We start from the raw sequence: 22744 nt of genomic DNA, 5'->3' as shown, positions 1-22744 counted from the left end.
CGCTCTAGCCTTTATCGCTCGCGCTTCCGATCACCCTGCGCTCAAGCAAATGTGTTTACTTAAATGTTTCGATGGACTACATCGTTACGCCTCCTCAAACGTGCCGCTTGTGATAGTTGTCGACTGCATCTTCGAAGTCCTTAAAATGCATTCCATGCACCAAGAATGAGAAGACTTGCCTTAGCTGCGATCTCAGATGAATTGCGTCGTCCCACATGGTTGGCGAAAAAGGAAAATCTCCGAACCGATTGCCCGGATGCAGCGTTGAGATTCTACTGCTGTAGAAATCGTCAAAGTAATTTTCTAGCTCCCCAGGCGGATCATGCCCAAATGGCTCGTAGAGATTACGATGAAGCCACCGGGCCGCATCATGCGCCGACGGATTGGTCAGGCCCTCTAACTTGAGCTTCCGCTGTACTAAGGAAAATGAAGCATCCAATGCAATGAAGGCAGCAATGACTGATTCTTCGCCGAACTCTTGATGGCGCCCCAGCATGTCTGACTTCACTAGCGCCTGAACGCCTCGCATCAGCACAAAGTTTGCAGGGTCGATCCTTCGGTAGGATGGCGCGAATCGATCCATTTCGATGTCTTGGTCCAGCAGATGATAAGGCTCTCTCAATACGCTTGCGGATACGTGGGGGCCGCTCGGCATCGGCATACGTCGCTGTGCTCTTGCTGAGAGCAACAATCGCTCTTTGATCAAGCTGACGGTGGCCCGATCTGAGAGATCAGGCTGATGCATACTCAGCACCAATTCCGGCCCGGCCACTGGGTAGAGCCGGATCCAAGCACCATCAAAGGTTTGACAGAAGAGAAGCGCGCCCAGCACTCTCACTTGGGCAGGAGAAGCCCAAGCAAACTCGGAGAATGGGACGTCTGCGTCGATGGACCGCCAACCTGAGCACCGTACGACCGTGAAGGCGAGATCTGCATCGGCGTGGAAGAAGCCGTCGTCGCAGAAGAATGTTCCGCGCGGGTAGCTTCCGCCCCTTGGATCGAACACCATTACGCGCAATCGAGGATTCTGATCATAGCCGGAGAATGAAAAGCCCAGCTCAATATCTTTTGGAAGGAGCATCCGTCGCACCCTGTTTTTGCCCGTGCATTTGCTTTGCCATCTCACCGCATTGCTTAAGGATCCGCTTCAGTACGGTGAAAGGCTTTCTCTATCGCAAATTGTATCGCCCGGATTCAGGCGATGGAAATCCGCACTTGGTTCCTTCGATGGAACTCTAAGTCGTCCTCATGCCCCCGATAAGCCTCCCTAATCTCCCGCTTGATCCAAGTTTCCTCGGAGTCGCTTGGAGGCCAAAGGGAGGTTTAGCATTCCAGCAAGTTCAGCGATCGCCGCGGGCTCATCAAAAAGCGAACGCACATGAACACTATTGGCCGCGCGCTGCGCGTCGCTGATATCTTCGGAAGTCCAGCTATTGATGGCGCGCCAGCGTTTGGATGGACGATAGAAGTTATCGTGCTGCAGTGCAATGAACCCTTGTCGACTTAAGAAGTTGGCCAGTCTCTTATTCTGCACGCACTCCACATACAGAGCGGGCCAGGGCATCAAGGTGTCGCACAAGTCTAAAAACCCGGTAAACCATCCCTTTCCTTGTGATCGGCGATTGACCTGGACGTTGCTCAAGGTAAGCACCCTCACATCATCGCCAAAGCCGGGTAAGCGTTGTCGGGCGCGCTTGATCCAGAGTCGTGTACCAGCGCGCTGTAGATTCACACAATCCGGAATATTCCCCTCATCAACCAGTTCAATCCACTTGAGCAACTGCAATTCAATGCTAGGGATCCGGTTTAGCTGCGCGTTTCTCATCATTGCTCACTCATCCCGCAACTGAAGCAAAGTCACAAAGGGCCGTATACTTACCGGCAGTATTGAGGCAATTTTTCCAACATGCCAGCCACCACCGGCGTCAGCCGGTTCGCGACCTCCGGCGGAATCGCGTCACCCGCCCCCTGCCCGGCTTCGCTGCGGGCCTGCTCACAGGCCTTGACGATCCGCGGGCGCATGCCGGCCCATAGTGCCCTGCACTGCCAGCCATCCCGGCCCAGCGGCAGCACCGCGTAGGCGATCGACTGACATTCCTGTGCCGCGCGGGTGCCCAACGGTTGGCCGGCGTACTCGTGCGGCACGGTGCCCAGCGTGGGTTGGTAGTAGCTGTCGGGGAACGCGGCCGCGTAGCGTTCCGGGTCCAGTTGCAGCGGCAGGCCGGTCGCCGTCAGGTCGAGCGCGCGGCCGCAGGGCGCAGCGGCGGCGATGCGCTGGATCGCCTGGTAGATCGGCTGGTCCAGGTCGGGCTCGCGTGCGGTCACCTCGGACGTTGCGGCCAGCACCGGCAGGCGTGCGCGGTTGGCCATCTTGGCCAGTTCGCCAGAATGGGCCGGTGCGCAGCGTTCGCGGACGCTGGCCACGATCAGGAATGTGGCGTCGCGCGCGAATGCGGGATCGCTTTGCAGCAGTGTGGTGATGCGCTTGTCGGCTGCATCTTCGGACAATGGCGCGACATGAAATGCGGGCACAGTTGGCGGGTGGATCGCCGCGGTCGCAGCAGCACGCGGTGTCGGTGCCACATGCCCGTGCGTGCGCAATGCCAACAGCATGCCGCCGGCAACGACGACGCCACAGGCGGCGATCGCGATCGCCAAACGCATCGGCGACTTCAGGCGCATCGCCCCGCGCCCTCAGCCCTGCACCGGAGCGATCGTGGCGTCCTCCGCCTCGTAGGTGGCATTGGCGATATCGGCCTTGAAGTCGGCCAGATGCAGCCTTCCCTGCAGGTGGAACGGGTCCCACAGCTCCGGTACGTCGATCGGGGTGCGCAGCACCACGTGCAGAATCTGGTTCGGGGGCGGCGGCGGTACGTGGATGCAGGCGCCATAGAACGGCACGAACAGCAGTTCGCTGACCTTGCCCTGGTCGTCGCTTTCCAGCGGCACGACGTAGCCGTCCAGGGCGAAGCGCTTGCCTTCCAGGCCCTTCACCACTTGCGACGAACCGAACTGCGCGGCGCGTTGGGTGCCGGAGTGGTCGATCGGCATGCCATTGACCACCGAGGGACCATCGTCGACCGGCGCCGCCTGATCCATCACCGCGGCGTCGCCTCGCCACGCCGTGCCGATCCGCGGCGGCGGGCGCTGGTAGATGTCGTTGGCCGGTGCCAGTTGCTCCCAGCGTTCCACTGTGTCCGGGACAGCGTCGCCGGCTGCGGTCGCGTGCGTCGCTGCCGGCGATGGTGTCGGCGTGGCGTCCGGCTGCTTCCCGCCATCACCGTGGCAGCCCGCCAGCAGGCACAGCACTCCAGCCAGCAGGAAATGGCGATCAGCCTTTTTCATAGGGACGCAGGTGCGCCTGCTCCATCGTGTAGGCGGTGCCGGCGAGTTCGCCGTGGAGGGTTTCCGCCCGCAGTTGGCCGGTCAGGTAGAACGGGCTGTACATGTCGGGCGGGTCGATCGGGGTGTCCAGGCGCACATGCACGATCTGGTTCGGCGGCGGCGGTGGCACATGGATGCAGGCGCCGTAGTACGGCACGAACAGGAACTCGCGCACACGGCCGGCATCGTCGCTGTCCAGCGGCACCACGTAGCCCGGCAGGCGTACCTTGCGCGCCAGCACCGCGGCCACGGTGTTGTAGGTGCCGGTCTGCGGCATCGCACGCTTGCCGGTGTGGTCGACCGGCGCTTCGTCGCTGTTTTCCAGGGCCTTCAGCTCGGCCGGCGGCAGCATCGCGCTCCAGTCCAGCTCGCGATAGCCGTCGGCATCGGGCTCGCCCAGCGGCGGATTGATCGCGGCGTCGTTGGCCGGTGCTGGCCGCGCCGCCGCCGTCGCCTGCGCTTTTCCCGGGGTGTCGGGTTGCTGCTGGCGGCCGCAGCCGCACAGTAGTGCGAGCACCAGCAAGGAAAGGATCCAGCGCGTCATGCTCACAACTCCGGCGACAGGCCATCGGCCAGGGTGCGGCGATAGGCCAGCAGGGCCGGCACGATGCCGGCGAGCACACCGGCCAGCAGCACGCAGCCGAGCCAGCCCCACTCCGCCGCGCTGGGCGCGATACGGTTGATCGCCAGGCCGAAATGATCGAGCACCCAGCCGCGCGCCAGCCAGCTGGCCGCGGTCACCGCCAGCAGCGCCAGTGCGCACGACACCACGGTGACCAGGCCGGCCTCGAACAGCAGCAGCCAGGCGATGTCGCGCGGCCGTGCGCCGACCGCGCGCAGGATCGCCATCTCGCGTCGCCGCTCCTGCAGCGTGGCCACCAGTAGCGCGACCATCGACACCAGGCCGAGCAGAACCACCAGCGAAGCGATCATGCGCAAGGCGCCTTCGGCCGTGCCCAGCGTGCCCCACAGCTGCTGCAGGGAGACGCCGGGCATGATCGCCAGCATCGCTTCCTCCGGGTACTCGTTGATCCGCCGCTGCACCGAGAAGGTGGCGATGCGGGTCTTCAGGCCGAGCATGAAGGCGGTGATGGTGTCCGGGGTCAGGTCCATCGCCCGCGCCTGCGCGGCGCTGACGTGGTGGCCCGGAAGCCGCACGCCGGAATGCCAGTCGATATGGATCGCCTCGATCGCCTGCAGCGACACAAGCACGCTGGAATCCACCGGCGTGCCGGTGCGGCGCAGGATGCCGACGATCCGGAACGGCTTGTCGGCATGGTTGGCCAGGCTGATGCGCCCGGTGCCATGCGTCAGCACGATCTCGTCGCCGAGGTGGCGGCCGAGCGCGGCGGCGACGTCGGCGCCGATCACCGCATCGTAGAGATCGTCGAACGCCCTGCCCTGCGCGAACGCCAGGGGATGCTTGGCGCCGTAGTGGTAGTGCTCGAAGAAGCCGGTGCTGGTGCCGACCACCCGGTAGCCGCGGTAGGAATCGCCCAGCGAGAGCGGCACCGCCCACTTCACTTCGGGCATCGCGCTCAGGTCCTGGTAGCTCTTCCACGACACGTTGTTGGTGGCGTCGCCGATGTGGAACACCGAGTACAGCAACAGGTTCACCGGGCCCGAGCGCGCGCCGACGATCAGGTCGGTGCCCGACACGGTGCTGGCAAAACCTTCGTGCGCCTGGGTGCGGATCCGCTCCACGCCCAGCAGCAGGGTCACGCTCAGGGTGATCACCAGTACGGTCAACGCCACGCCCAGGCGCCGGCTGCGCAGGCTGGCCAGGGCCAGCTTCAACAGGCTCATCGTGCACCTCCGGCGCCGGCGCGGTTGAGCGTGGCCAGGTCGGCCTGGGCGTCGAACAGCGGTGCGATCGACGGATCGTGACTGACCACGATCGAACTGGTGCCGCCCTGCCGGCACTCGGCGAACAGTAACTGCAGGAAGGCCTGCGCCGCGACCGGGTCGAGCGCGGAGGTGGGTTCGTCGGCGAGCAGCAGCGGCGGCCGCGCGATCAACGCGCGCGCGGCGGCAACGCGTTGCTGCTGGCCGACGCTGAGGCGGGCAGCCGGCCGCGACCATAGCGCCGCCACGTCCAGGCCCAGCGCGACCATCAGCCGCTCGATCTCGGTGTCCAGCGCCTGCGTGCCCGCCGCCAGCCGGCCGCGGCGCGCGGAGAACTGCAGGCCCAGCGCGATGTTGTCGCGGGTGCTCAGGAACGGCAGCAGGTTGAACTGCTGGAACACCACGCCGCAGTGGTCGGCGCGGAAGCGATCGCGTGCGGCCTTGCGCAAGGCCGCCAGGTCCTGCCCGGCCACGCGCACGCAGCCGGCCGTGGGCTGCAGCACGCCGGCGATCAAGGCCAGCAAGGTGCTCTTGCCCGATCCGCTGGCGCCGCGCAGCAACAGTTGCTGCCCACGCGGCAGCGCAAACGATGCGATGTCCAGCACCGGTGCGGCGGCGCCGGGATAGCCGAAGCGCACCTCGGTCAGTTCGACGACGTGGTGCTGGTTCATTCCGGCAGCTTCACCCGGGTCTGCCCGGGCACCACCTCGGTGCGGCCCTGGCCCGCAGCGGTGGCGACATCGACCAGCACCGTGTGCAGCCCGGGGAAACGTTGCGGCAACAGCACCTGCAGGTGATCCAGTCGCGCCGGCTGCGTGCAGTTGAACGCGTACCGGGCGTGGAACTCGGCGTGGCTGTGGCCGGGCTCGTCTGGATCGGCCATCGCCACGTCGTAGCCCTCGGTGGTGACCTGCGCGCTGCGCAGCGAACAGGCCGCCGCGACCGGGAACTGCAACCAGCCCGCACCGCGCAGGGTGGCGACCGCGGCCTCCAGCCGCTGGCGCTCGCCGGCATCGCGCGTCGGGTGTTCGAAATCGAGGATGCCGATGCCGGGCGCGCTGAGCTGCACGTCCACGGCGGTGCCGTCGACGGCGACCTCCAGGTTGGCCTGGCCGTGCACGTGCGGGCCATGGTGGCGGATCGCAGCGGTGGCTGGCGAGCTGGCGGAGAGGAGCAACAGGATCAGGGGAATGCCAGGTCGCATATGCAGCGCATCGGTTGAGTTACACTATAACATTAGTGAACTATCGAGCGCGGGCGCAAGCCTGCCGTTGCCGTCAGTCAGCCGCGGTTCGCATCCGGCCACCACCGACGCGCCTCGCGCGGCGGCCCTGTGCCGCGATGGGCGCCGAACTCCAGGGATCTTCATGTCTTCATCCATCATTCCCGACAGCTACACCGCCTGGCGCCACTGCATCGAGGTCGACTGCGGCCTGCGACTGGAGCCTGCCTACGTCGCGCAACGCATCGCCGCGCTCAACGACCTCACCGACCACCACACCCAGCAGTTCGTGCGCTGCTGGGGCGAGCCGCATCGCCAGCAGGTGCTGCAGTGGTTTGCGCAGGCGCAGGCCGCATTCGCCGACGGTCGGGCATGAATCTTCTCGCGCGGCACGACGCGGTCGCCGGTGCCGTTGGACGGCGATGCATTCCTTCTGCGAACGCCGCGCGGCGCGGCATCGCGACGCCCTGATCCAATCAGAACCGTGAGTGGTCAAGCGATGAAGGTCGGCTGCGGCCTGCGTGCGCATTGGTGGCGCGCTCTGCCTTGAAGCGCTGACGCCCCTGGACGGGAACGCCAACTTAGCCGTCACCATCTCACTGACACATGCGCTGCAAAGCAGGCTGCCAAGCTACGACAGCTGCCGGTAGCATGCACGCGCATCGCCGCCCGGCATCCACTTCCCACGCTCCCGCAAGGACACCCAACGTGCCTCTCGCTTCCATCGCCAGCGTGCATCCCGCACGCCGCTTCCTGTCCGCCGCCATGGCCTGCCTGCTGCTGTCGGCAGCCACCGGCGCCCAGGCCCGGCCGCAGCCCTCGCAGTTTCAGATCGTCGAGAGCGTGCCCGAGGCCAGCGTCTACGGCGAGCCCGGCGTGCCGCGCACCCAGCAGACTTGGCTGGCGATGATCAACGGGGCCAGGCAGCGCATCGACATCGCCGCGTTCTACATTTCCGAGAAGCCCGGCACCGGCCTGACGCCGGTACTGGACGCACTGGCCGCCCGCGCCCGCGCCGGGGTGGCGGTGCACCTGCTGGTCGACCACACCTTCCTGGCCAAGAACCCGGACAGCGTCGCCTGGCTGGGCAAGGTGCCGGGCATCACCGTGCGGGTGCTGCCGGTCGATACGCTGACCGGCGGCGTGCTGCACGCCAAGTACATGATCGTCGACGACGCCAGCGTGTTCGTCGGCAGCCAGAACTGGGATTGGCGGGCGCTGGAGCAGATCCATGAGATCGGCGCGCGCATCGATGACGCGCGCTTCGCCAAGACCTTCGCCGCGAGCTTCGACTACAGCTGGCGCCTGGCCGACGAAGGCAATCTGGCCAAGGCGCAGGCGCGCGGCGTGCAGCCGCCGGACTTCGTTCCGGTCACCGCCACCGATCCGGTGCTGCTGGATGCCGGCAGCGACGCGCCGCTGGTCGCCTTCCCCGCGTTCAGCCCGCCGGCGCTGCAGCCGGCATGGGTCAGCGCCGAGGAGCCGGCCCTGGTCGAGATGATCCGCGCCAGCCAGCATGCGCTGCGCATCCAGGTGATGACGCTCTCGGCGATCCGCAGCTTCGGGCCCAAGGGCTGGTGGGCACCGGTCGACAGCGCCATCCGCGACGCCGCCGCCCGCGGCGTGCAGGTGCACATCATCGTCGCCGACTGGGCGCTGCGCGAACCGATGCAGGCCTATCTGAAAAGCCTGGCCGCGCTACCGAACATCGCGGTGAAGTTCAGCCGCCTGCCGCCGGCGCCGCAGGGCTTCATCCCATATGCGCGGGTCGAGCACGCCAAGTACGCGGTGGCCGACGACCGCAGCAGCGTGATCGGCACCGGCAACTGGGAATGGAGCTACTTCAATACCGCGGTGGACGCCTCGGTGTTCGTCAAGGGCAAGGGGCCGGCCGAGACGCTGACGCGCATCTTCGACCGCGATTGGAACGGCCCCTACGTCACCACGCTGCAGCCTGGGCAGAACTACGAGGCGCCGCGGACTGAGTAGCCTTTGCTGCCGCGTTGGCCGCACGCACCTTCAGGGTTGGCAGTTCCTCGCCCACTGCGCGCTTCATCGCGTCTCGGCAGGAGCTTGCAGCCAAGACCGACATGTACCTTGGGTGCGCGGATGGCACCGCGGCATCCTGCCGCGGCCGTCCCTACGAAGCCTTAACCAGCACTCCCTATCCTAGCTCCGCGCTGGAGGGCGGCCGCGGCGCCGGGCATTGCCGCATGCGCCGCAACGCACGCCTCCCACCGCGTACGGACATCAAAACAAGGAGACGCCATGAAGACGCTGCACGCACTCGTGTTCGCAGGAAGCTTGCTGGGCCTTGCCTCGCCGGCCTTCGCCGAGGTCGCCAATCTCACCAACAGCGCCGACGGTGCCAACCGCGACGCCGGCATCGCCGCGGTCAAGAAGAAGTTGCAGGACGCCTGCACCGAACGCAAGGGCAAGCCGGACCCCAACTCGTTCGAGGTGGTGTTCGAGAAGACCAGCCAGAATCCGGACGTGCCCAAGCCGTACTACGTGGATGGAAAGATGAAGTGCGATATCCCGTAGGGGGAGTGCCCCAATTTAGTCATGTCTGTCCAGATGGCACGACATAGGAACAAGACCCCGCTTGCGGGGTTTTGTTTTTCTGCTGGTCCCAAATATCGGACTGCCTGACGCATACGAAGCAGTAGGCTGCAGCGGGCTGAGCGGAGTTCGGCCCCTGCTGATGAGTGCGACGCTGAGGGAATGCTGTCGGCTCAGGAAGCCCGATCAGCCAACAACAGCGGCGACACGGTCCCGCGTTGCACCATCACGCACTGGTCGGCGATGGCGGTCAGGCCGAGGCGGTGCGAGACCGCGACCAGGGCGGTCTGCGGCAGCCGCCGCCGCAACGTGCTCAGGACCTGCTGTTCGGCGACGGCGTCGAGCGCGCTGGTGGCTTCGTCGAGCAAGGCGACGCGCGGTTGCCGCAGCAGCACCTGGGCGAGCAGCAACCGCTGCAGTTCGCCGCCGGACAGGCGCGCGCCGGCGCCGTGTGCGGCGGTGTCCAGGCCGGCGCCGCCCTGCAGGCGCGCGGCCAGGCCGACGTCGCGCAGCGCTTCCCACATCGCGGCCTCGCTCGCGGCCGGTGCCGCCCAGGCGAGGCAGTGCCGCACGCTGTGCTGCCAGGGCCGCACGCCCTGGGCGACATAGGCCAAGGGCTGCAGCGCGGCGCGATAGCCGGCCAAGTCGAGCGCGCGGCCGTCGCAGTGCGCGGCGAACTGCGGTGGCGCGACCATGCCGGCCAGCGCGTCCATCAGGCTGCTCTTGCCGACACCGGATGGGCCGCTGATCAGGGTCAGCGTGCCCGGTGCGAGGACCAGACCGGTCAAGGCCACCGCGGCCAGCGGCGGCGCCAGGCCGATGCGTTCGATCTGGATCGGCGCCGTCGCTTCTGTCGCCGCACTGGGCTGTGCCGCCACGGTGCCAGGTGGCGTTGGCAGCGTGCCAAGCGCCACGTAGCGCTGCCACAGTTCCAGCGCAGGCGCGGCCGAGCGCAGTTGCTGCACGCTCTGCCGGGTCGAGACCAGGTACGGCAGCAGCCGTCCCAGCAGCAGGCCGACGGTGATCAGCGCGCCGCGGTCGATGCCGTGCCACACCCCAGCCAGCAGCATGATCGCGGCGATGGCCGCCACCGCCGCCAGTTCCAGCAACAGGCGGCCGGAGGCGACCAGCGCCTGCTGGCGCGCGTAGCCATAGGCGAGCCGACCGGCGATCGCCTCGTAGGCTTCCTGCTCACGCGCCTCCCGTGCGAACGAGCGCACGTGGCGCAGGCGTCGCGGGAAATCCTCGCTGAGCCAGAACAGCCGGGTCATGTCGGCGACGTACTCGCGGCTGACCCGGGCCTGTTCGTGGCCGGCGATGCGGAAGGCGAGCAGGCCCAGCGCCAGCAGCGGCGGCAGCGCCAGCACCAGCATGGGCGAGACCAGGAACGCCGCGGCCAGGCTCACCACCGCGGTGATCGCCGCCACCAGCAGTTGCAGCAGCGCGCTGAAGCCCTGCACCACGATCTCGACGTTGTAGGTGAGCAGGTTGGCGATTTCCGCCGAGCTGGCGTCGGCCAGGGCCGGCAGCGGCGCCTGCAGCAGCCGCGCATGTACCTGCCGGCGCAGGTCCAGCGCGTGGCGGCTGGCCAGGTCCGCGGCCAGTCGTGTGCCCCACCAACGCAGCAGGGCGAAGCCGCTGCTGGCGGCGACGAACAGCAGGGTCTGCGCGAGGAAGCCGGTCGGCAACGGCAAGGCGTGGCCGGCCAGGGTCAGCACGTGGCCGGGTTGCACCAGCGGCACCAGCGCGACCGCGGCCAGCGCGCCGGCCAGCGCGCCGAGCAGCGACAGCAGCACGTACCCGGCGATGCGCAGGCGCTCGCCGCGACCGAGCACGGCGACGAAGGCGCGCAGCAAGTGCGATACCGGTTGCGGGCGTGTGCTCATCGGTGGGTGTCCTTGGGGCGGACCATCGACGCGGTGCGCCATCCCCACTCCCCTGCGTCGGCGATGCGCGTCGCCGGCACCGTCACGTTTTGCACGGGATCAGGCCAACAGTGTCTGCACCGCATCGACCGAGGCCTCCGGATGCGTGCCGCGCTGCAGTTCGTACACGCCGAGCCGCTGCAACTGGCGCGCGAACAACGGCCAGTGCGGCTGGCCCGCGGCGTAGGGCTGGTCCGCGGCCAGCCGTGCCGCCACGTCCGCGTCGGGCATCGGCTGCAGCAGCCGCTGCGGATCGGCGGCCATGGTGGACGAGACGAACACGGCCGCGGCCAGCCGCAACGGTGCCTGTGCCAGGCGCCCCTCGCCCTGGCGGATGTCCACCTCGTGCTTCAGCGCGCCGCTGCGGCGGCGGATCATCGGCGCCGCGGCGATCCAGGCGCGGGTCTGCGGATCGAGCAGGTGCAACAGTTCCGGCCGCAGATGCAGGAAGTTGCCGATGCCGGTGGCGAGCAGGTAGTGCGGGGCGACGAACAGCGCGTCCTCGGCAAGGAACTCCAGCCCACGCAGCAGGCTGTGCAGCGCCAGGGTCGACTTGCCGGCGCCGCTGCCGCCGAGCAGCAGCACGCCGCGGCCGTCGCGGCCGACGCAGGCGCCGTGCAGCGGCACCAGGCGCATGCCGTGCGCGGCAAGCACGAACACGGCGAACTCGATCAGTTCGTAACGCACGTGGTAGGCGTGCGCGAGCATGTCCTCGGACACCACCACCAGCGCCCTGCGCTGCTCGGGCACCAGCACGACGTAGTTGTGCGCATCGATCACCCCGCTCAATACACCCGCGCCGGAATGGGTCTGCACCGGCGGCGGCTCCATTGCCAGCGCGTAGGGCGCGTCGCCGCGGTCCACCAGGGTCAGTTCGATGCGGAACGCGGCGCTCTCCGGCAGGCGATGCGCCGGCACCGCGCCGAATGCCGCTTCCACCAAGGCCAGCAGCGCCGGACTGTTGCTCTCGAAGTGGAAGCGTCCACCGAGCAGTTGCTTGCTGAGGGTGTGGGGGCGCCGCAGCTGGGTGTGGAACGGATCGCAGGCACCGCCCGCAGCGACGACTGGCGTGGCGTGGTCGCTTGTTGCCACGTCCAGAACACGCACGGTCGATCGCTGCATCGGAGAAGGGTCGCTTGGGTGGATGCAGCGTGGGTGCGCCTGCCGCGGCCAAAGGTTGCGCGGGGTCATGCTGGTGTTTCGCGCAACCAAACAGCGCAGCCCCGGCACCTACCGCCACGGCCACCTGCGCGCGGCCATCGCTGCATGCGCCCCTCCCCCGCGGCGCCGAACGAGACCTTTCGCCGATGCTCAAGATCCAGGTCAGCCACTCCTACTTCCTGCGCTACGACCCCAAGCAATGGGAACGCGGCAAACCGTACCCGCCGCTGGCCACGCTGCAGGTGGCGGCACTGCTGCGTCAGCACGGACACCAGGTGACGCTGTTCGACGCGATGCTGGCCGAGGGCGTGGAGGACTACGACCACGCCGTCCGCACGCAGCGGCCGGACCTGGTGGTGTTCTACGAGGACAACTTCAACTTCCTCACCAAGATGTGCCTGAGCCGGATGCGCGAGGCCGCGTGCCGGATGATCGCCGAGGCGCGCGCCGGCGGCAGCCGGGTACTCGTCGCCGGCTCCGACGCCTCGGACCATCCGGAGGCGTTCCTTGCGGCCGGTGCCGACGCGGTGCTGATCGGCGAAGGCATCGCGGCCTTGCTGGACCTGGTGGCGCGGCTGCAGGTGGAACCGGACATCGGCCCGGCGCGCTGGGTGGCCGGCCTCGCCGAGGTGGCCAGCGCGGTGCTGCCGCAACTCAAGCGCGCGCAGATCGGTGCGCGGCCGCCGGATCCGCGGCTGTCGGTGACGGCGGCCTGGGACCTGCTGGATATCCCGCGCTACCGCGCGTTCTGGCAGCAGCGACACGGCCATTTCAGCCTGAACATGGCCGCTTCGCGCGGCTGCCCGTTCCGCTGCAACTGGTGCGCCAAGCCGATCTGGGGCAATCACTACAAGCGCCGCGAGGCGCAGGACGTGGCCGCGGAGATGACCCAGCTCAAGCGCAGCTTCGCGCCCGACCATGTGTGGATGGCCGACGACATCTTCGGCTTCCACGTGGACTGGGTGGAGGACTTCGCCGATGCGCTGGCCGCCGCCGACGGCGCGGTGCCCTTCACCATCCAGACCCGTGCCGACCTGTGCAGCGAGCGCATGACCGCCGCCCTGGCGCGGGCCGGCTGCCGCGAGGCCTGGATCGGCGCGGAGAGCGGCAGCCAGCGCATCCTCGACAAGATGACCAAGGGCACCGACGTGGACGGCGTGATCGCCGCGCGCCAGCGGCTGGGCGCGCAGGGCATCCGCGTCGGCTTCTTCCTGCAGCTGGGCTACCTGGACGAGCAACTCGACGACATCCTCGCCACGCGCCGGCTGGTGGCGCAGGCGCGCCCGGACGACATCGGCGTCAGCGTGTCCTACCCGCTGCCCGGCACCGTGTTCTACCAGCAGGTCAAGGACCAGCTCGGGCGCAAGACCCATTGGCAGGACAGCGACGACCTGGCGATGATGTTCCGTGGCGCCTACGATTCGGCGTTCTACCGCCAGGTACGCGATCTGCTGCACCGGCAGGTGGACCTGCAATGCCGCGAGGATGCGCGCCCGGCGCCGACGCACGCGCAGGACTGGGCGGCGCTGGACGCCGACTGGGCAGCGCTGATCGCGCGCGAAGCCGAGCATCGGACCGACGCGCCGCCAGCACCGGCGGCCAAGGCGGTCGCCGCCGGCGGCAGCCGCCGCATCCCGCTGGTGCAGCGCTCATGAGCGACCTGGCGACGCCCTCGTCTCCGGCCGTGGCGGCCGACCTGCCGACAGCGGCAGCCGCGGCGACGCCGGCACACCTGCCGTTGCGGCGCATCGGCCGTGGCCTGCGCCTGGCCACCGAAACCCTGGCGCATGAGCTGGCACGCCCCGGTGCGCCGATGCCGGACTGGAGCGGCCTGCACTGGCAACTGGCCGCAGCCGCGGCGGTCGCGCACGGCGTGGCGCCAGTGCTGAGCCAGCGCTCGCAATGGCCGGACCGGCCGTGGCGCGCGTTCCTGGAGGGGCAACGCGAACACGTGGCGCAGCGCTACCAGCGCATCGCCGCGTTGCTGCAGCGAATCGACGCCCTGGCGCAGACCGCCGGCCTGGCGATCGTGCCGCTGAAAGGCGCGGCGCTGCATGCGCAAGGCCTGTATCGGCCGGGCGACCGGCCGATGGCCGACATCGACCTGCTGGTGCGCCCCGAGGACGCCGAGCGTGCCGCGACTTTGCTCGCCGCGCTGGGCTACGTGGCCGAGTTCGCGCAGTGGAAGCACCAGACCTTTCGTCCAGCGCAGGCGCAGGCGGTGGGTGGCCTGGGCGAGCACCGCGACACGCCGATCAACATCGAACTGCACGTGCGCATCCAGGAACGCCTGCCGCTGCGCACGGTCGACCTCGGTACGCAACTCCTGCCGCGCGACGGCAGGCCCGGCCTGAATCCCTACCCCAGCAACGGCGCGCTGATGCGCCACCTGCTGCTGCACGCGGCCGGCGGACTGTGCAGCCGCAGCCTGCGGCTGATGCACCTGCACGACCTGGCCTTGCTCGCCCCGCGCATGCGCGCCAGCGACTGGCAGATGCTGACCGGTACCGACGCCTGGTGGGTATGGCCGCCGCTGCGGCTGATGTTGCGCTACTACCGAGCCGCGATCCCGCCAGCCGTGCTGCAGCAACTGCGCTCGCAGTGTCCGCCGCTGTTGCGGCTGCGCGCGCGCGGACTGGATCTGACCGCGGCGTCGTGCTCGCAACTGTGGCTGCCGGCGCTACCGGGCATCGAATGGGCGCGTTCGGGCGGCGAGGTGCTGGACTATCTGCGCCAGCGCCTGCAGCCCTCGGCGGAAAGCCGCCAGGAACGCGCCGAGATGATTCGTACCCAACTGTGGTTGCAGGGCCAGGACTGGGTGCGCCTGCCGCAGCGCCGCCGCGTGCTGCAGCGTCTGCTGCGTCCGGTGCCGCGGATGGACACGCTGTACGCGGTGCGCACCGCGCTGCAGGGCTATGCGCCGTCGTCGGAGTGACGCACGCCCTCCTAGAGCGCGCAGTAAGCGACCGTCGCGGGAGCGGCTTCAGCCGCGACAGCCGTTGTGGCGGCGCACGTCGCGGCTGAAGCCGCTGCCACGAAAAGACACGAGGCCGCCTTAAAGGCGAAGCGCCTGCACGCCGCGCTGCGCGTCAACCGTTCTGCGCCGCGCGCCGCTCATCGGTGCTGCGCGGTGCGCACAGGCGCTGGTACAGCGCGGTGAAGCCGCGCACGCTGCAGTCGGCGTCCTCGCGCACGGCCCGGCATTGCGCCGCCCAGGCCAGGCGCAGGCGCAGGTCGTCGTCGCTGAGTACCTGGCGTAGCGCATCGGCCAGCCCGGCCCAGTCGCCCACGGGCACCGCCAGCGCCGCCGACGGCGCCCACTCCTGCAGATGCCCGACCGCGGTGCCCACGGTCGGCACGCCGGCCACGGCCGCTTCCAGCAACACCAGCGGCCCGGCCTCGTGCTGCGACGACAACACCAGCAGATCCGCCGCCTCCACCAGCGGCCGCAGGTCGCGCTGGGTCTTGAAGCCGAGGAAGCGCACGCGCGCGCTCAGGCCAAGCGTGGCGACCAGGCGCTGCATCGCGCCGTCGAGGGTGTCCACCCCGACCAGGTCGATGCGGAAGTCGACCCCGGCGCGGGCCAGTGCGGCGAGTGCGCGCAACAGGGTCGTCTGGTCCTTCACCGGATTGAGGCTGGCCACGTGCAGCAGCCGCGCCGGGCCCTCCCCCCGCGCGCGCGGCGGGCGCGGCGGCCAGGCGCGCAGGTCCACGCCCAGGGGCACGCGTTCGGCGGCGATGCCCAACGCCCGCAAGCTGTCGAGGATGGGCGCACTGGCGGCGGTCACCGCACTCGCCAGGCGCAACACCAGCGCCTCGCGCAGCCGCCCCTGCCATTTGCGCCGGCCGCCGTAGCCGATCGCATGCAGTGCGACCAGTTCGCCGCCGGCGATGTGCACCAGGCTCGGCCGCCGCAGCCAGCGCGCTGCCGCCACCGCGATCAGGCTGCAGTGGCCGGAAAACAGCGACTGCACCACGTCGAACGGCGCGCGGCGGTGCTCGGCGCGGATCGCGGCGATCGCCCGCCAGCGCGTACGCGCCGCACCGATGTTGTGGATCCGCGCGCCCAGCAGGTCCCATTGCGCCGGCAGCGGTTCCTGGTGCAGCACGAAGACGTGTAATTCATGCACGCGCGCCAGCCGCTCGATCAGGCTCAGGAAGGCCGGAATCACCCGGTACTCGCCGCTGCGGTCGACGCCGCCCGGCACCACCAGGGCCAGCTTCATGCCGCGCTCCGCGACGTGGCACCGAGCAACTGCGCATAGGCGCGCGCCCAGCGCCGGCCGACTGCCGCGAACGACAGCTGCGCATCGAAATGCGCGCGCACCAGCGCTCGCGAAGGCCCGTCGCGCGAGGCCTGCAGCAGCGCGGTGGCCAGGCGTTCGGCGTCGCCGCACGGCCACAGCGCGCCGACCCGGCCGCCGTCGCTGAGCGCACGGAACGCCGGGATGTCGGTCAACACCGGCACCGTGCCGCAGGCATAGGCCTCCAGCGCCGCGTAGCCGCAGCTCTCGCCCAGGCTGCCGGACACGAACAGGTCGGCCGCGCGCATCAGGGTCTGGATCTGCGCGTGCTCCACCCGGCCCAGCAGGTGCACGCGGCCGGCCAGCCGCGGATCGGCCTGGATGCGCTGTTGCACCACCGGCAGCAGCGGCGCATCGCCGAACGCGCAGAACAACTGCAGCCCGCTCAGTTGCTCGCTGGCGCGGGCCATGCCGTCGAGCACGGTGAGCGGATCCTTGCCCTCGCTCAGATGGCCGACCCACAGCACGCAGGGCGCGCCATGCAGCCCGCTGTCGCGGCGCGCCTGGTCGCGCTCGCCGGGAGTGAAGCGGCAACTGGATTCGGGAATGGCGAACAGGCGCGTGGATCCGGCGAACAGTCCGGCGCCGACGAAACCGCGCGCCAGCTCCAGCGAGGTGAAGGCGATGCCGGCGGCGGCGGCGTACCAGCGCCGCCACTGCGGCCGCCGCCACCAGCGCGGCGGACGGTTGGCGTGGTCCTGCAGCAGGATCGGCAGCGACGGCCGCCAGCGCGCCAGCGTCGCCGCCTCGCGCGCGAACTGCAGGCCGTGCACGTGCACCACGTCGGCCTCCAGCTCGGCCAGCAGCGCGGCGATGCGGCGCAGATGGCGCCGGCGCCCGGTCTCGGCACGGCGCACGAAGTGATAGTTCACGCCGTTGCGCTGCAGTCGCGCATCGACCGCGGCGGCCTGGATCACCGAGACGCGGGTGCCGGCGCTGGCCACCGCCTCGGCGATGTCGGCCAGCGATGGCCACAGCGCGAAGGCCTGCTCCGGCGTCACCCCGTCCGGCAACGGCACGAAGTTGAGTTGCACGGCATGCACGGCGCGGTCGACGTTGCCGTCCATGCTCAGATCCCGGATACCTGCGGCCGGTGCAGGCGCACCAGCCGGTTGGCCAGGTTCAGTTCCCATGGCCGGTCGTAGCGCCGGTAGCGGTAGCGCCACGCGGCCAGCGCGCTGAGGCCGCGCTTGGCCCAGCCCGGCGAGCGCTGGTCCTGCGCGGTGGGATAGCGGCAGCCGAGCACGGTGACGAAATCGCGGATGCGCTGGCGCAGCGCATCGGTGAGCCAGGGCGCATCGGCGTGGCAGGCGTAGTCCACCCACTGCGGCTGGGCCCATTCCTCCGGTGTGCGCGGGAACTGCACCGGCACCCCGTCGCGGTCGAGCAAGGGTGTGCCGGCGCGGCGGCCGCGGTCCTTCTCGTGGCGGCTGCTGTCCGGCAGCGGCGTGTACACGTAGACGATGATTTCCGACTGCGGGTTGATCCGCTTCAGCTCGCGGATGAACTCGAAGGTCTGCTCGGTCTCACGCTCGCTGTCCTGCGGCGGCGCGACCATGAACGACAGCTCCGGAATCACCCCGTTGCGCCGGCACAGTTCAGCCACTTCCAGGGTCTGGTCCGGGCGCGTGCCCTTGCGGATCTCCTTGAGCATCGCCCCGCTCGGCGACTCGGCGCCGATGTAGGCCATGCGCAGGCGGCTCTTGCGCACCAGTTTCCAGGTGCTCTCGGACAGGTTGAGCAGCGCGTCGGCGCGGGCGTAGCACCACCACGGCAGTTCCAGCTTCGCCATCACCTCCAGCAGCGGGATCATGTCGGCTTCGCGGTCGAAGAAGTTGTGGTCGAAGAACTGGATCGAGTCCGCGCCCAGGCCGTATTTCAGATAGCCCAGCTCGCGTTCCAGGCGGGCCGCGGTCGGCAAGGCGGTGGCGCCGCCGAACATCGCCGCCACCCCGCAGAAGGTGCAGCGGAAGCGGCAACCCAGCGCGGCCTGGTGCGAGGCGGTGCGGCGGCCGAGGAAGGTACGGCCGAGATAGCGGCGCGGTTCGCCGAGTTTCTCGTACGGCAGCGATGGCAGCGCGTCGCCGCGCTGGAACGCGCGGTTGCGGTTGTGCACCACGGCGCCGTCGTGCTTCCAGGACAGCCCATCGACCTGCGCCAGCGTCGGCCCCTCGCCACGCAAGGCGGCCAGCAGTTCCGGCAAGGTGTCCTCGCCCTGCGCGCGGATCGCGTAGTCCACGTACGGCGCGGCCAGCGCGGTGTCCGGGTACAGCGTGGGAAAATAGCCGCCCCACACGATCGGCAGCGCCGGGAAACGCGCACGGATGGCCTGCGACAGCGCGATCGACGGCGCCAGTTGCGGCCCGCCCATCACGCTGATGCCGACCGCATCGAAGCGCTGCTCCTGCAGCGCCTGCAGGCTGCGGTCGATGAAGTCGCGGTCGACGTTGCCGTCGATGATGCGGCTGTCGCCAGTGCGATCCAGCGCCGCCGCCAGGTTCAGCAGCGACAGCGGAAAGCGGGCGCTGGACGGCTTGGCGATGGTGGGATTGACCAGCAGCGTGTTGGGTGTGGAGGACATACGGGGCGAACGCAGGACGGGGGTCACGGCAGGCGCCGCAGGCGCAGCACCAGGGCCACCGGCACCTGCAATGCAGCGGGATCGAAATGGGCGCCGGCGGGGATGTCCGCCGGGTCGAGCATCGGTTCGCTGACCGCGTCGATGGCCAGACCGAGCGCGGCGCAGGCGGCGTGCCAGTGGCTGTACAGGTGCTGGGTGTGGCGCACCGCGTAGCGCTGGCCACCGGCCTTGAAGTCGCGGCGCCAGCCCAGCGCCGGGCCGATCGGGTGCACGTCGCTGCACAGCACCCAACCGCCGGGCCGGGTGACCCGGCGCAGTTCCGCCAGGGCCGGCGGCAGCTGCGGCAGGTGCCCCAGCGCCAGCGCGCACAGGCTGAGGTCGGCGCTGGCATCGGCCAGCGGCAAGGCCTCCAGGCGGCCTTCGCGCAGCGTGTAGCGGCCGGTATCGACGTCGCCCAGTTCCTGCGCGGCGCGCGTCAGCATCTGTGGCGACAGGTCCACGCCGGTGACGTGGCCGGCGCCACGCTGCAGCGCATGCAGCAGGTAGCGGCCGCTGCCGCAGCCGGCATCGAGCACGTGCTGGCCGCGCAACGACGACGGCAGCAAGGCCAGCATGGCGCGCTGCTCGGCCTGCATCACCGGGTTGTGCGCCTGCGCCGGGTAGCTGTCCGCCCACAGCGCATAGGCGGCCAGCGGATCGAGGGTCGGGATCGCGCTCATGCCGGGCATTCCTGCGACAGTTGTGTCGTGTGTGAACGCGGTGGCGCAACGTGAAGTTCCAGGCCCGGCTCCAGCGCGAGCAGCGTCGGGTCGGCCAGCTCCACTGCGAGCAGCTTGGGGGTCCCGTCCAGCGTCACCGGTACCGTGTCCACGCCGGCGGCAGCGAACCACGCGGCGAAATCTGGATCGGCGATCCGCGGCCGCCCGTCGCGCACCACCGCGCGCAATGCGCTGCGCGGCAGCCCGACCAGGCTGTTGGCAGGCGCCCCGCCACGGTCGGCGACGATCAGCAGATCGGCGTGTGCGCCCGGCGCCAGATGCCCGCGATCCGGCATGCGCAGGATGTCGGCCGCGGCGGTCGTGGCCAGGCGCAGTGCCTGGGTCGCGTCCAGGCCGTGGGTGGCAGCCAGGCGCAGATCCTCGAGCAGGTCGCGGCCGCCGCTGACCCGCGCATCGCTGCCCAGCGCCAGGCGCCCGGCCGCGCTCAGGCGCTGCGGATCGAGGGTGCGTCCGAGCAGGGTCAGGTTGCTGCTCGGGCACCACACCACCGCCGCGCCGCACGTGAGCACGCGGGCGACGTCGTCCGCGCCCAGGCCCACGCCGTGGATCAGCACCGTGTTGTCCGCCAGATAGCCGCGCCGCTCCAGCTCGGCGAGTTCGCCGGCGGCCACCGCGTCGGTACCTTCGGCCAGGTGGATCATCCACGGCCAGCCGGCGGCGGACGCCGCGGCGAAGCTCCGTGCCAGCGGCGGTCCGTAGTCGGGGCCGTGCAAGGTGTAGCTCCAGCCGAACTCGCGCAGCAGCGCCACCGGGAAGTCGGCCGCATCCAGCGCGGCATGCCAGGGATCGTGGTGGGCCACGCAGGTCACCCCGGCCAGCAGGTTCTTCAGCCCGCCATGGCGCAGCCGCAGCGACTTGGGCAGGGCCAGCGCGGCGGTCACCGCCGGCGTGCGGAAATGCGCGGCGAAGGCGTCGATCCAGGCATAGCTGTTGGCGAACGGCGCAGCCTGCGGCAGCGGCGGCACCGCATTGACGTGCAGATGCTCGTGGGCGTTGATCAAGCCGGGCAGCACCAACTGCCCGTGCAGATCGATGCGCAGCGCGGCCGGCGTGGCCGCCGCGGCGATCCGGCCGGCGCGCAGCGCCAGCGGCGCGTGCACCGCCCCACAGGCGTGCGCGACGCGCGCACCCTCCAGGCAGAGGTCGATGGGGGCGGCAGACGCGGTCATGCTCAGCGCTTGCGCATCACGATCAGGAAGTGATCGCCCATGTCGCGCAGCAGCGGCAAGCCGCCGATGCGGTCGTCGAAGCGGCCCAGCGCCTCGCCCAGGCGCGGATGGCGCTGGTAGTGGTCGACCAGGTACGGCGGCGGCAGGCACAGGCTGAGCGCGCGGTACGACTCCAGCGCGAAATGCGGCGAAAACGCGCGGTAGAACTCGCGTGGGAAGTAGTACCAGGTCCAGATCGTGTGCCCGTTCATGCCCACGGCGGTGGCGCCACGTGCGGCGCGCACGGCGGCACGGCGCAGGCGGCCGCGCAGCAGGTAGTGGCCCAACTCCCACGGGCACAGGCGACCGATCACCGAGAACACCAGGCGGCCGTCGCGGCGCAGCAGCCGTGCGCAGTGGCGCGCGACGTCGGGCAGGTCCGGCGCGCAGTTGAGCGGGCCGAAGTTGGAGTACATGCCGTCGAACTCGCCGTCGAGCAGATCCAGTTGCTGGATGCCGACATGGGCCACGCTGAGTCGGCCGCGCAGACTGGGATCCTGCGCGCGGGCGCGGGTGCGCTCCACCATCTGCGGCGACCAGTCGGTGGCCAGCACGCGGTAGCCGCGCTGGGCGAAGGCGTGCGCGTCCAGGCCGGTGCCGCAGCCCAGATCGACCAGCCGCGAGCCGACCGGCAACTGCGTCGCCACCGTGTCCCACAGGGTGGTGCGCATGCGCTGGATCAGCGCGTTGTTGCCGCGCGGGCCGTCGTAATCGGCGGCCACGCTGTCGAAGGCGCGTTGCGTGTCCAGCAACCGCACCGGGTCCAGAGTGGTCGTGTGCGCCGTTGCACCCGCCTTGCCATTCGCTGTCACCTGCACCTCTCCACTGCCCTGCCCTTGTCGGAATCCGCGCGTATCGAGCGCGCGGTACTGCAGGTAGGTGCGGCGGCAGCGCCGTTTGGTTGAATCGACGAGCTGCTGTTATGCGGCGGCGACGCTCGCCCCTGTCGGCCGCGCCTGCCGCCGGCGCAGCGCATCGCGCGCCACCGCGGCCAGTACGCCGCCGCCGAGCCCGGCCAGCAGCGCCGCCGCCAGCACCAGCACCGGGTTGGGAAACGCCGCGCGCGGCGGCACGTAGGTCTCCCAGGGCGCCGAGGTGTCGTAGGTGTAGCGCGTGCCGAGCCGGCCGAGCAGATCCTCGCGTTCGGCCTTGAGGCCGCGCAGCGTGGAGGTCTTCTCCGACAGCAGCATGTTGCCGAGCAATTGCTGCTCGACGCTGCCGCGGCCTTCGCGTTGCTGCTGCAGCAGGCGGTCGCGCTCGGCCTGGGTGGCGGCGATGTCCGCGGCCAGCTCCTGCAGCCGCGCGGTGGCCTGCTGCAGCGGACTGGCCTGAATGCGCCGGTGCAGCGCCTGCAACTGCGCGATGGTGGCCGTGGCCAGTTGTCGCGCCTGCTGCGGCGATTGCGCGCGCAGGGTCAACTGGATCAGGTTGGCGTACGGGTCGGGATCCAGCTTCAGGCTGTCGCGGTACAGCGCGGCCTGGCGGCTGTCCAGGGCCACGCCGGCGCTGTGCAGCACCTGTTCCTGGAACTGCCGGGTCTTGATCCGGTCGATCACCCGCTGGAACGGCTCCAGCTTGGGGTCGCGCCCGGCCGGGGTCGGGCCGAATTCGCCGACCTGTACCCAGGCGGTCGCTTGCCACTGGCGGGTTGCACCGTGCAGGAACAACGCCGCCAGCGCCAATGCCAGCAGCAGCGGCAGCAGGCACCAGCGCCATTCGCGCCGCAGGATCCGCCACAGGTCGAGCAGGTAGATTTCGTCTTGGGGCATGGCG

22 protein-coding genes are annotated in these 22744 nt (G+C 69.6%); 5 read left to right on the top strand and 17 right to left on the bottom strand.

All coding sequences use genetic code 11. The features are described 5' to 3' along the window. Positions 1 to 94: 94 nt before the first annotated feature. The 8 genes from CEK66_RS10830 to CEK66_RS10795 form a co-directional block, all read right to left on the bottom strand. Positions 95 to 1081 carry a hypothetical protein gene (locus CEK66_RS10830; RefSeq protein WP_152236916.1) on the bottom strand — a complete coding sequence of 329 codons (987 nt, stop codon included), beginning with the start codon at positions 1079 to 1081 and terminating at the stop codon, positions 95 to 97. A 186-nt stretch (positions 1082 to 1267) separates the two neighbouring features. Beyond that, positions 1268 to 1825: a hypothetical protein gene (locus tag CEK66_RS10825; RefSeq protein ID WP_152236915.1), complete on the bottom strand. Its 558-nt coding sequence runs from the start codon at positions 1823 to 1825 to the stop codon at positions 1268 to 1270. 50 nt (positions 1826 to 1875) lie between these two features. Next, complete coding sequence (locus CEK66_RS10820) at positions 1876 to 2682, bottom strand: hypothetical protein (protein WP_226978574.1); 807 nt, start codon at positions 2680 to 2682, stop codon at positions 1876 to 1878. 12 nt (positions 2683 to 2694) lie between these two features. After that, positions 2695 to 3345, bottom strand: a complete 651-nt coding sequence (locus CEK66_RS10815; protein ID WP_226978573.1) for a DUF3299 domain-containing protein — start codon at positions 3343 to 3345, stop codon at positions 2695 to 2697. Continuing rightward, positions 3332 to 3928 (bottom strand): DUF3299 domain-containing protein, encoded by a 597-nt coding sequence (locus tag CEK66_RS10810; RefSeq protein WP_152236914.1) that lies wholly within the window; start codon positions 3926 to 3928, stop codon positions 3332 to 3334. Before CEK66_RS10810 ends, CEK66_RS10815 begins: the two co-directional genes overlap by 14 nt. Positions 3929 to 3930: 2 nt before the next feature. Beyond that, positions 3931 to 5184, bottom strand: a complete 1254-nt coding sequence (locus CEK66_RS10805) for an ABC transporter permease (protein ID WP_319019740.1) — start codon at positions 5182 to 5184, stop codon at positions 3931 to 3933. A gap of 2 nt (positions 5185 to 5186) precedes the next feature. Continuing rightward, positions 5187 to 5900 (bottom strand): ATP-binding cassette domain-containing protein, encoded by a 714-nt coding sequence (locus tag CEK66_RS10800; protein ID WP_043092026.1) that lies wholly within the window; start codon positions 5898 to 5900, stop codon positions 5187 to 5189. Continuing rightward, positions 5897 to 6406: a DUF2796 domain-containing protein gene (locus tag CEK66_RS10795; protein ID WP_052250733.1), complete on the bottom strand. Its 510-nt coding sequence runs from the start codon at positions 6404 to 6406 to the stop codon at positions 5897 to 5899. Before CEK66_RS10795 ends, CEK66_RS10800 begins: the two co-directional genes overlap by 4 nt. A 190-nt stretch (positions 6407 to 6596) precedes the next feature. Here CEK66_RS10795 and CEK66_RS10790 point away from each other — a divergent pair, with 190 nt between their 5' ends. The 3 genes from CEK66_RS10790 to CEK66_RS10780 all read left to right on the top strand — a co-directional run bounded on the left by CEK66_RS10790 (position 6597) and on the right by CEK66_RS10780 (position 8995). Next, positions 6597 to 6827: a hypothetical protein gene (locus CEK66_RS10790; protein WP_017910539.1), complete on the top strand. Its 231-nt coding sequence runs from the start codon at positions 6597 to 6599 to the stop codon at positions 6825 to 6827. A gap of 332 nt (positions 6828 to 7159) precedes the next feature. Beyond that, positions 7160 to 8440 carry a phospholipase D-like domain-containing protein gene (locus CEK66_RS10785; protein WP_226975077.1) on the top strand — a complete coding sequence of 427 codons (1281 nt, stop codon included), beginning with the start codon at positions 7160 to 7162 and terminating at the stop codon, positions 8438 to 8440. Between the two features lie 279 nt (positions 8441 to 8719). Further along, positions 8720 to 8995, top strand: coding sequence for a hypothetical protein (locus tag CEK66_RS10780; protein WP_017910537.1), 276 nt, complete (start codon positions 8720 to 8722; stop codon positions 8993 to 8995). A 191-nt stretch (positions 8996 to 9186) separates the two neighbouring features. Here CEK66_RS10780 and CEK66_RS10775 read toward each other — a convergent pair whose 3' ends face one another. Next, on the bottom strand, positions 9187 to 10899 hold the full coding sequence (locus CEK66_RS10775; protein WP_152236912.1) for an ABC transporter ATP-binding protein: 1713 nt from the start codon (positions 10897 to 10899) through the stop codon (positions 9187 to 9189). 99 nt (positions 10900 to 10998) lie between these two features. Continuing rightward, a complete protein-coding gene (locus CEK66_RS20370) occupies positions 10999 to 12060 on the bottom strand; it encodes a serine kinase (RefSeq protein WP_193312626.1) in 1062 nt (353 codons plus the stop codon). A gap of 185 nt (positions 12061 to 12245) precedes the next feature. Here CEK66_RS20370 and CEK66_RS10765 point away from each other — a divergent pair, with 185 nt between their 5' ends. Then, complete coding sequence (locus tag CEK66_RS10765) at positions 12246 to 13754, top strand: radical SAM protein (RefSeq protein ID WP_152236910.1); 1509 nt, start codon at positions 12246 to 12248, stop codon at positions 13752 to 13754. Beyond that, on the top strand, positions 13751 to 15034 hold the full coding sequence (locus tag CEK66_RS10760; RefSeq protein ID WP_152236909.1) for a nucleotidyltransferase family protein: 1284 nt from the start codon (positions 13751 to 13753) through the stop codon (positions 15032 to 15034). The genes CEK66_RS10765 and CEK66_RS10760 overlap by 4 nt, the downstream gene beginning before the upstream one ends. Positions 15035 to 15188: 154 nt before the next feature. On the opposite strand, the gene CEK66_RS10755 is transcribed toward CEK66_RS10760, so the two are convergent. From CEK66_RS10755 to CEK66_RS10725, 7 genes are all read right to left on the bottom strand, one after another. Then, positions 15189 to 16325 (bottom strand): glycosyltransferase family 4 protein, encoded by a 1137-nt coding sequence (locus tag CEK66_RS10755; RefSeq protein WP_152236908.1) that lies wholly within the window; start codon positions 16323 to 16325, stop codon positions 15189 to 15191. Then, on the bottom strand, positions 16322 to 17470 hold the full coding sequence (locus tag CEK66_RS10750) for a glycosyltransferase family 4 protein (protein WP_193312625.1): 1149 nt from the start codon (positions 17468 to 17470) through the stop codon (positions 16322 to 16324). Before CEK66_RS10750 ends, CEK66_RS10755 begins: the two co-directional genes overlap by 4 nt. Positions 17471 to 17472: 2 nt before the next feature. Beyond that, the gene (locus CEK66_RS10745) at positions 17473 to 18984 is read right to left on the bottom strand and encodes a radical SAM protein (protein ID WP_152236907.1); all 1512 of its coding nucleotides are present in this window, start codon (positions 18982 to 18984) and stop codon (positions 17473 to 17475) included. A gap of 23 nt (positions 18985 to 19007) precedes the next feature. Beyond that, a complete protein-coding gene (locus CEK66_RS10740; RefSeq protein ID WP_152236906.1) occupies positions 19008 to 19703 on the bottom strand; it encodes a methyltransferase domain-containing protein in 696 nt (231 codons plus the stop codon). Continuing rightward, on the bottom strand, positions 19700 to 20932 hold the full coding sequence (locus CEK66_RS10735; RefSeq protein ID WP_152236905.1) for an amidohydrolase family protein: 1233 nt from the start codon (positions 20930 to 20932) through the stop codon (positions 19700 to 19702). The genes CEK66_RS10740 and CEK66_RS10735 overlap by 4 nt, the downstream gene beginning before the upstream one ends. A gap of 2 nt (positions 20933 to 20934) precedes the next feature. Next, positions 20935 to 21783 carry a class I SAM-dependent methyltransferase gene (locus tag CEK66_RS10730; protein ID WP_152236904.1) on the bottom strand — a complete coding sequence of 283 codons (849 nt, stop codon included), beginning with the start codon at positions 21781 to 21783 and terminating at the stop codon, positions 20935 to 20937. 108 nt (positions 21784 to 21891) lie between these two features. Further along, a complete protein-coding gene (locus CEK66_RS10725; protein WP_152236903.1) occupies positions 21892 to 22740 on the bottom strand; it encodes a Wzz/FepE/Etk N-terminal domain-containing protein in 849 nt (282 codons plus the stop codon). Between the last annotated feature and the right edge of the window lie 4 nt (positions 22741 to 22744).

The organism is Xanthomonas sp. LMG 12460 (assembly GCF_009192895.1).
Classification (GTDB): Bacteria; Pseudomonadota; Gammaproteobacteria; order Xanthomonadales; family Xanthomonadaceae; genus Xanthomonas_A; species Xanthomonas_A sontii.
Note: the sequence above shows the minus strand (reverse complement) of the source record. Positions and strands in the feature narration are given on the sequence as shown.